The 6,960-nt window shown below is 35.9% G+C and carries 5 protein-coding genes; all 5 read right to left on the bottom strand.

What is annotated here, in order from left to right:
• Positions 1 to 234: 234 nt before the first annotated feature.
• Complete coding sequence (locus O0V13_RS20200) at positions 235 to 1,719, bottom strand: TIR domain-containing protein (protein ID WP_268036835.1); 1,485 nt, start codon at positions 1,717 to 1,719, stop codon at positions 235 to 237.
• Positions 1,720 to 2,314: 595 nt separating this feature from the next.
• Positions 2,315 to 2,980, bottom strand: coding sequence for a hypothetical protein (locus O0V13_RS20205; RefSeq protein ID WP_268036836.1), 666 nt, complete (start codon positions 2,978 to 2,980; stop codon positions 2,315 to 2,317).
• Positions 2,981 to 3,016: 36 nt separating this feature from the next.
• Entirely contained in the window at positions 3,017 to 4,873 is a 1,857-nt protein-coding gene (locus O0V13_RS20210; RefSeq protein ID WP_268036837.1) for a DUF2075 domain-containing protein, read from the bottom strand.
• Between the two features lie 3 nt (positions 4,874 to 4,876).
• Positions 4,877 to 6,583 carry a DUF2075 domain-containing protein gene (locus O0V13_RS20215; protein ID WP_268036838.1) on the bottom strand — a complete coding sequence of 569 codons (1,707 nt, stop codon included), beginning with the start codon at positions 6,581 to 6,583 and terminating at the stop codon, positions 4,877 to 4,879.
• Entirely contained in the window at positions 6,580 to 6,909 is a 330-nt protein-coding gene (locus O0V13_RS20220; protein WP_268036839.1) for a nucleotide pyrophosphohydrolase, read from the bottom strand. Before O0V13_RS20220 ends, O0V13_RS20215 begins: the two co-directional genes overlap by 4 nt.
• Positions 6,910 to 6,960: the final 51 nt, after the last annotated feature.

Consider the following 6,960-nt stretch of genomic DNA (forward strand, 5'->3'; position numbering starts at 1 on the left):
AAATTGTATTTACTTTTTTATGAACTATTTTCTCTCACCCTCAGAACTACTGTCCCTGTCTGGGTGTAGTCACAACATTCACTCGGAACTGGGTGGGATTTATAATTCCACCCTGGTTTCCAAATCTCCTTTCAATTGGAAATCGCTCTAGACAATTTCCTAAAACTCATTTCTTTTAGCATGAAGCACAACGTTTTGCAGCTAAGCCATCGTTTTAATGTGGCTTAGGTGTTGTTAGGCATTTTTCAATCTATAATCAGCAATCTTATCAGCCAACTGTGATACAAGATTGTCCACTTGATCTTTAATGTTACCATCAATGTTGAATGGGAAGTATCCAATTTTATGCGTTATATCGAATGCGGATAGTTCAACAGAAGATAAAACAACGGGGACAACTGCTCCCTCCGAGAATCTATGTTTAAAAGCAGATGATTCAAATTGCGTCCATATCCTCTTAGGATAATCGGGACCGATAATTACAACAACAAAAGATGCTTCTGAATAATAAATTGGCTTCAAATAATCCTCAACATCTTCCGCGAGTATTCGATACTGCTCATTGAAATCATAAAAAACTTCAAAGTCTCTTGATTGCAGTTCTTCAAATATGAGTTCTGCAATGTTTCGATTACTGCCGGCAAAAGAAAGAGCGAAATCGTATTGTGAATCAAAATCCATTGATAAATATCCCGCCTCTTTTGCAAAACTTGCCCACTTGATGGATTTCAAATAATAGATATACTGAGGGTCTTGTACAATTAGAAGATTACCCTTATCCTCAAAAAAGAGAACTTCCTTATAATCATCATTGGTGTTTATGGTGTCAGCTAAATACCCTTTGGTAACAACTTGTGAGATACTACCTTTTAGTTCGGTAAAATCAATAATCAACTGATTTATATTTAACACCCACTCGTTACTCAGAGATAGATGATATAATAACTGAAGGTATGGCGCTCTCCCTTCTTTTCTTAATTTACTTCCACGTACAAATGACAGCGTTCTATCGTGAAACTTCCTTTTTAATATATCATAAACTCTTGAATTAATTAATTCAAAGCTAGTATTGACATTCACTAATGTATCCTGTTCTTCAATAATTTTTGCCTCAATACAAGAGTAATAAGCAAGCATTTGTGCTAAATAAAAACTCCCATTTGCCGCTTGAATAATTTCTGAATCTATGTTGAGCTTAATATTAAGCTCGTCTTCTCCTTTTCTTAATAATTCTTCAATCTTATCATCATTATTAATACCGAAAGTGATGATCTCTATTCTAGTATTTAAGTCGGTACCATATGAAATAAGATTTTCTCCTGCTTTATTTATACCTAAGATGATCAACTTACTTTCCTTGTCACCCTCATCTGCAAGTACTTTCAATAAATCAGCAAGGTCGGATTTGGTAGATTCATCAAGTCGATGAAAATCGTCAACTACTATTGTGCCGAATGGTCGGGACTGAGGTAAGTTTTTAATATATTCAAGATCGTCTTTCTTCCGTGGAGTCAAGATAAGAACTTCTTCGATTCCGATCGTGTTTTGAATGGCTTTAACTGCGGCGGTTGTCTTACCGATTCCAGATGGACCTTCGATAACAATGCCTCTACCAGGGGTCTTCAACGCTACTATTAAGTCAGTATATTCTTTTGGTTCGACGAATGTGTATTCTGGAACACCATTGATGGTGAATACTTCTTGAAGTTCTTTTTTCATACAGCTAATATAATATAATGCCTAACACTTGTATAAACCCAAGTCCTGACTCCCTATTGCGTTTATATCTGAAATATCCACCATACATTTTGCAGTTTTGGAATTCCTAAAATGGGAACCATTAGGATGTTTCTTTCCTATTTTGTTGACATAGGCTCCCTGCCCCTCTACTTCCGATGTAGATGTCATCAGAGAAAAAGAGATCAAAAAAAACAGCAAAAAGTAAAAACTTTGGAAAGCTTTATTCATTTGGCAATGGGCTTATTAAATTCACTAAAGAATTGATTCCCATAAAGAAAAAGAATTTTTGGATACAAAAAAATACCATGTACTGGGTATTTATTGAACTAAAAAAGTGAAAAAGTGCCCAAATTATATGAAAAGTCTATTCATGAGGAGCACCTAATATTTAACCTCAATCAATTGGATTGTTATTGGCACTATTAGAGATAAGGCTATTACTCCTTCAAGTCGGACTAAAAATTGATCACAGGAATTTCCAAATGTATTCTTAAATATAATGAGCCGCTAGAAATAGTATTGATTCATTTTATAACCACCAACTCTCAGAAATCAGTCTGTTTGAAATGAAACTTTAGGCTGCCACAAATCTGCCCTTGCCATCCATTTTTTGGGTACCATACATTGGAGAAAAAGGATCATTGCTTTTAATATGTAATATTTCTTTTTTAGAATTACTGATATCCAAATTACCAGACACTAAGTCACCATTTGTAAAAAGTTTGCTCCCAGTAGTAGATTTTAGCCTAATAATATTATTCGAATCTTTACTGTAAATAAGTATTCCGGATTCAGCACGAATAATGCTAGTGACTAATTGATACCTTCTTTTATAAGATCCTTGGTTAAAACCTTTTTCATTCCAAAAATTTCTAAGACTCTCTTCAAAGGAACCTATTGGTAAGACCTGATGACTCAACCCGCTTAGGTTAATAAAAGTGGTTTTGTTCGAATTGAATTTTATGGAAACTTCATCAGCTTTAATCATTTGACCTCTAGCATTTCCTGCAAACTCAATCCCGATTTTAGCTTCGCTTTGAAAACTCAATTCCATTTCTGGACCTTTCTTTTTCAGTTTTTCTAAATCTAATCCTGGAATAAAATCTTTGATATTGCCATAAATAGAATGGTTTTGCTTATCCAAAACCAGAATATCCCCTAATCCGATATCCATTCCTAAAAAATTACAAAACAGGTTTTTACCTTTCAGTAGTTTTTGAGATTTTTTACTTGAAATCATTAATGCTCAATTAATACAAGATTCTATTTATAATTTTCATTTAATCCTTTCCTTCAAATATTCTTTCAATTCCTCATCTTGAATATAAACGAAGCACCCTTTCATCCCTCTTGACATCAAGGTCCTGTAAGTATTTTTGATAATCTCCCGAAGCATATCTTTGGTGCTTTGTGGATCAAGATTCATTAGTTTTTTATATCCTTTGATAGACTGGTCCATTCTTGATCTTTTACTGGGATCAACTAAAATTTGACCTTCTCTGCAGATTATATCCTCTCCGATGATAACACCAATATAGTCTACTTCCAGTCCTTGACAGGTATGGATACAGCCTATTTCGGTTACCGATTCAGGCTTTACAATCCAAAGCATACCATCTGATCCCAAATTCCATTGCGCATAAAAATCATGTTCTGGAATTACGATATCCATCGCTTCAGAATCTTTTTTACTATTCCAATCCCAGCAGTAACCAGCTACCATTCTGGCAGAATTGTTTACCTGATTTAGCCTATAAATTTCCTCCCTCAACTCTTTAGGATCGTCATAAATCCGAAAATCGTATTCTGACTTTTCCAAGACCACATTAGCGGTATCCTTAATCTGCAATGTATTGTCCAGCCAAGCTAAATAACCGTCAGATCCAGCACACCGGAATTGGGATGTCAACTCCATTTCCTGAACCTGTGCCCCCTCTCCTTCTGCCCAAGCCCTTATTTCAGCTTTGGTTCCTATATCTTTGATATGTACTTTTTGAGCTTCATCTATAAAGAAAATACTGCAATAGGCAGATTGTATAATTTCCTTTACCTGATTTTCTCCTAGGTTGGAGAAGAGCCCTGATTTCTCATTTAATCGATGCGCCTCATCCACAATCAAAGCATCATAAGAATTCCTTTTGGTGTTTAAGAAAGAGCCTGAACCTGTAAAGAAATTCGAAAACTGGGTCTTTTTGATTGTCCCAGTTAGTTTGGATTCATATACAACCCTAGGTGCTGAGTTTTTAGTGACATACTGTGCTATATGCCCTTTCTTGGTCAGTGCAACCAAGAGGTTTACCGCGATCACTGATTTACCTGTTCCAGGCCCTCCTTCTACAATCAAAACATGTTTCTGTCCATTTTTGGACCGAATAGCCAAATCTTTCGCAGTTTCAAAAACTTCTTTCTGGGTATCAATCAAAGTAAACTCCTGATTTCCTTTGATCAAACCAACCATGGAATCAGCGAGCTTTTTGGACGGGCGAAGTTCCCCGTTTTCGATGGTAAGAATCAAATCTTTCTTATCACCGTATTTGATGAATTTCTTGATAAACTCCCTAAAATCCCTCTTGTCATTTTTACAGAAAATGGGAGCATTATCATTGTGCTCTTTGTAAAATTCATGGGAGATAATACCGTCGTCGGTATAATTATGTAGGTAAGCACAAGGCCTTAAATCGATCTCACCTTCATAAACCGCTACATTAAATCCCTTGAGGAGCATAGAGTAAGACCAAGCTTGATAGCTAGGATGTACTGTCTCCTCATTTCCACTTTTGTATCGGGTTTTGACCATGGCATCCTTGGTAGTCAATTCAACTTTGGACCATTGCTTGAGCTCAATTAGAATTACATTATCCCTTCCATTTTCATCCTGACCGGTTATGATGAAATCAATCCTGTTCTGGGTCCTTGGAATATTGTATTCAATAGCAACACCTGCGTCCTCAGGGATATCCTCATCTCTAAGAATAAGTTCAACTTGTGGAAGGGAGTTGGACCAGGATGCAAATTCTGACTCTCCCACTTTCTTAAACAAGTTTCTTTCTACAGATTCAGAAATAATATCTTCTATACAAGCATTATACACATCATCCAAAAATTGCTTTTTGGTCGCTTTATAAACGATCATAAGTTATGGGTTAAAAGAAATTACATGCGCCTTTAAAAATAGTTTCATCCCGGGATTGACCGCAAAAACATAACATCCTTTTATTCCCCTTAAGATGAAGGTTTTATAGATATTCAACAAATAATTTAGTAGATGCTCATCACTTTTCACTCCCTTTTTCCCATTTAAATCCTTGTATTCATTCTTGTTGATGATAAACTTTTTTGTACCCCAATCATAATCTATCTCTTTCCCGAAAATGATCCCACAATAATTCAGATCATACCCTTGTGTTTTATGAATTGAACCCACTTCAGAGTTTGAGCCTTTATAGTTTATCCAATCGGGTTTATTGCTGTTCCATTTTAACTGGATCCCATCAATCTCAATATCGAAAGTTTCCTTAGCCCCCTTTTTATTTGTTTTCCATTCCCAAGAAAACCCGGCAATCAACCGAGACAATCCGTTTTCATGATCCTTATTGAGGATTCTCTCCCTCAATTCTTTCAAAGAATCAAAATATAAGAACTCAAACCCACTCCCTTCGGGCAAGGTGAATTTTTCATTAGGTCTTAAATTATTGGAAAACATATCTCCTAAAAACTCAGAATATGCAGTTCCACCCTCTGAGCGCAACTGTTCCTTTAAATGAAACACTTTAGTTTCAGGCTTTCCTTTCAGAGATATGAAAAGTTCATCATCGATATCAGTAGGCCTGATAGACTGAAATTGATCATAAAAAAATACAGCTTTTGTGGACCGAAGTAAGACCCATTCCATTTCATTGGTGGTAGCAGGATCCAGGTTCAACTTCCGTGCAGGCTCATCAAAGATTTTATGATAAGCTAAATTCTTACGCTGCTTCAATCGATGGGCTTCGTCCACCACTATCAAATCATAGCTTAAATCCCCCAGATTACTCAAAGAAATCACCATTTCTTTATTAAGCCCGGGAACAGTTGAAAACACCTTCCCCATGGTTGTTCGAAAAGAAGTCATTGAAATGGCCAAAGCCATTGAACTGATGGTTCTTCTTTCCTTCAACCTCCTAACTTTCTCTAAAGCATTCACAAACTCCTCGGAAAGATCCTCCTCCTCATATTCAGTTAAATCAGAATTCAACAATTTAAATAAGTAAGATGAAATCACTGATTTTCCTGTACCTGCTCCCCCTTCAATTACCATTACTTTCTTAATATCGTCAAGAAGAAAATCCAAGATTTCAGAAATAGCTTGAAGTTGTGTCTCAGTTAGTTCTTTGTATGGTGAGTACTTAAACAGATTGCTATTGGTAATCTGTTTAATGGTCTTTTTGGCCAAATTCTTTATCCGGAACTCTTGCCAGATTTCTTCAAAAATCTTTTCATATAATTCCTTCTTTTGAAAGTAATTATGCCGAGTCTGACCAGGAAGTGCATTTAACAAAGTGAATTTTCCATCTGCCTGTAAATACCTGATTAATTGGGCTTCCAAATCCAAAGAGGCAGATTTATTAAACCGGTCACTCAGAATAACAGTGATCGCCTTGAGATCCTTTTTCTTTTCATGATTCCCATGATTCTTGAGTCGACTGATCACATTGGCAGTTTCTCCCACATAGCCATTTGTTCTATTTCTTAAAAAGTAAACTACTGGCCAATTCGAATCCAACAGCGAATATTTTTTCACTACTGATTGTACTTGATCAAAACCTTTAAAATCAATCAATGAGTAAGACTTGGCTTCACTCATAATTCATCATACTTTTTAGCAGATCCTTTGGCTTTGGAAACGGGATATTTCTCACCATTGGTTTTAATCTTATCCAATAGAATTTCTTCTAGGTTCAACTGGTGTTTATCAGCTAACAGCAGAGCAAAAAGAAATACATCTGCCAGTTCCTCTTTCAATTTTTCAAGCTTTGCCCCTTCATTTTCTTTCCAAAGAAAGAGTTCAAGGAGTTCTGAAGCTTCAATTGAAATGGCGAGTGCGAGGTCTTTTGAATTATGAAACTGTTCCCAGTCTCTTGCATCCCGAAATTCTTTGAGTTGTTGGATTACTTTGGATAAGTCGTGCATTGAGAAGACAGAAAAATGATTGATTAAAGATAAAAGATTTCTAAAAGATTA

It is taken from the genome of Algoriphagus sp. PAP.12 (genome assembly GCF_026652115.1).
Taxonomy (GTDB): domain Bacteria; phylum Bacteroidota; class Bacteroidia; order Cytophagales; family Cyclobacteriaceae; genus Algoriphagus.

Coding starts and splice junctions, on each gene's coding strand:
- O0V13_RS20215 (WP_268036838.1), bottom strand. CDS start 6,583: ATGAGTGAAGCCAAGTCTTACTCATTGATTGATTTTAAAGGTTTTGAT.
- O0V13_RS20200 (WP_268036835.1), bottom strand. CDS start 1,719: ATGAAAAAAGAACTTCAAGAAGTATTCACCATCAATGGTGTTCCAGAA.
- O0V13_RS20210 (WP_268036837.1), bottom strand. CDS start 4,873: ATGATCGTTTATAAAGCGACCAAAAAGCAATTTTTGGATGATGTGTAT.
- O0V13_RS20220 (WP_268036839.1), bottom strand. CDS start 6,909: ATGCACGACTTATCCAAAGTAATCCAACAACTCAAAGAATTTCGGGAT.
- O0V13_RS20205 (WP_268036836.1), bottom strand. CDS start 2,980: ATGATTTCAAGTAAAAAATCTCAAAAACTACTGAAAGGTAAAAACCTG.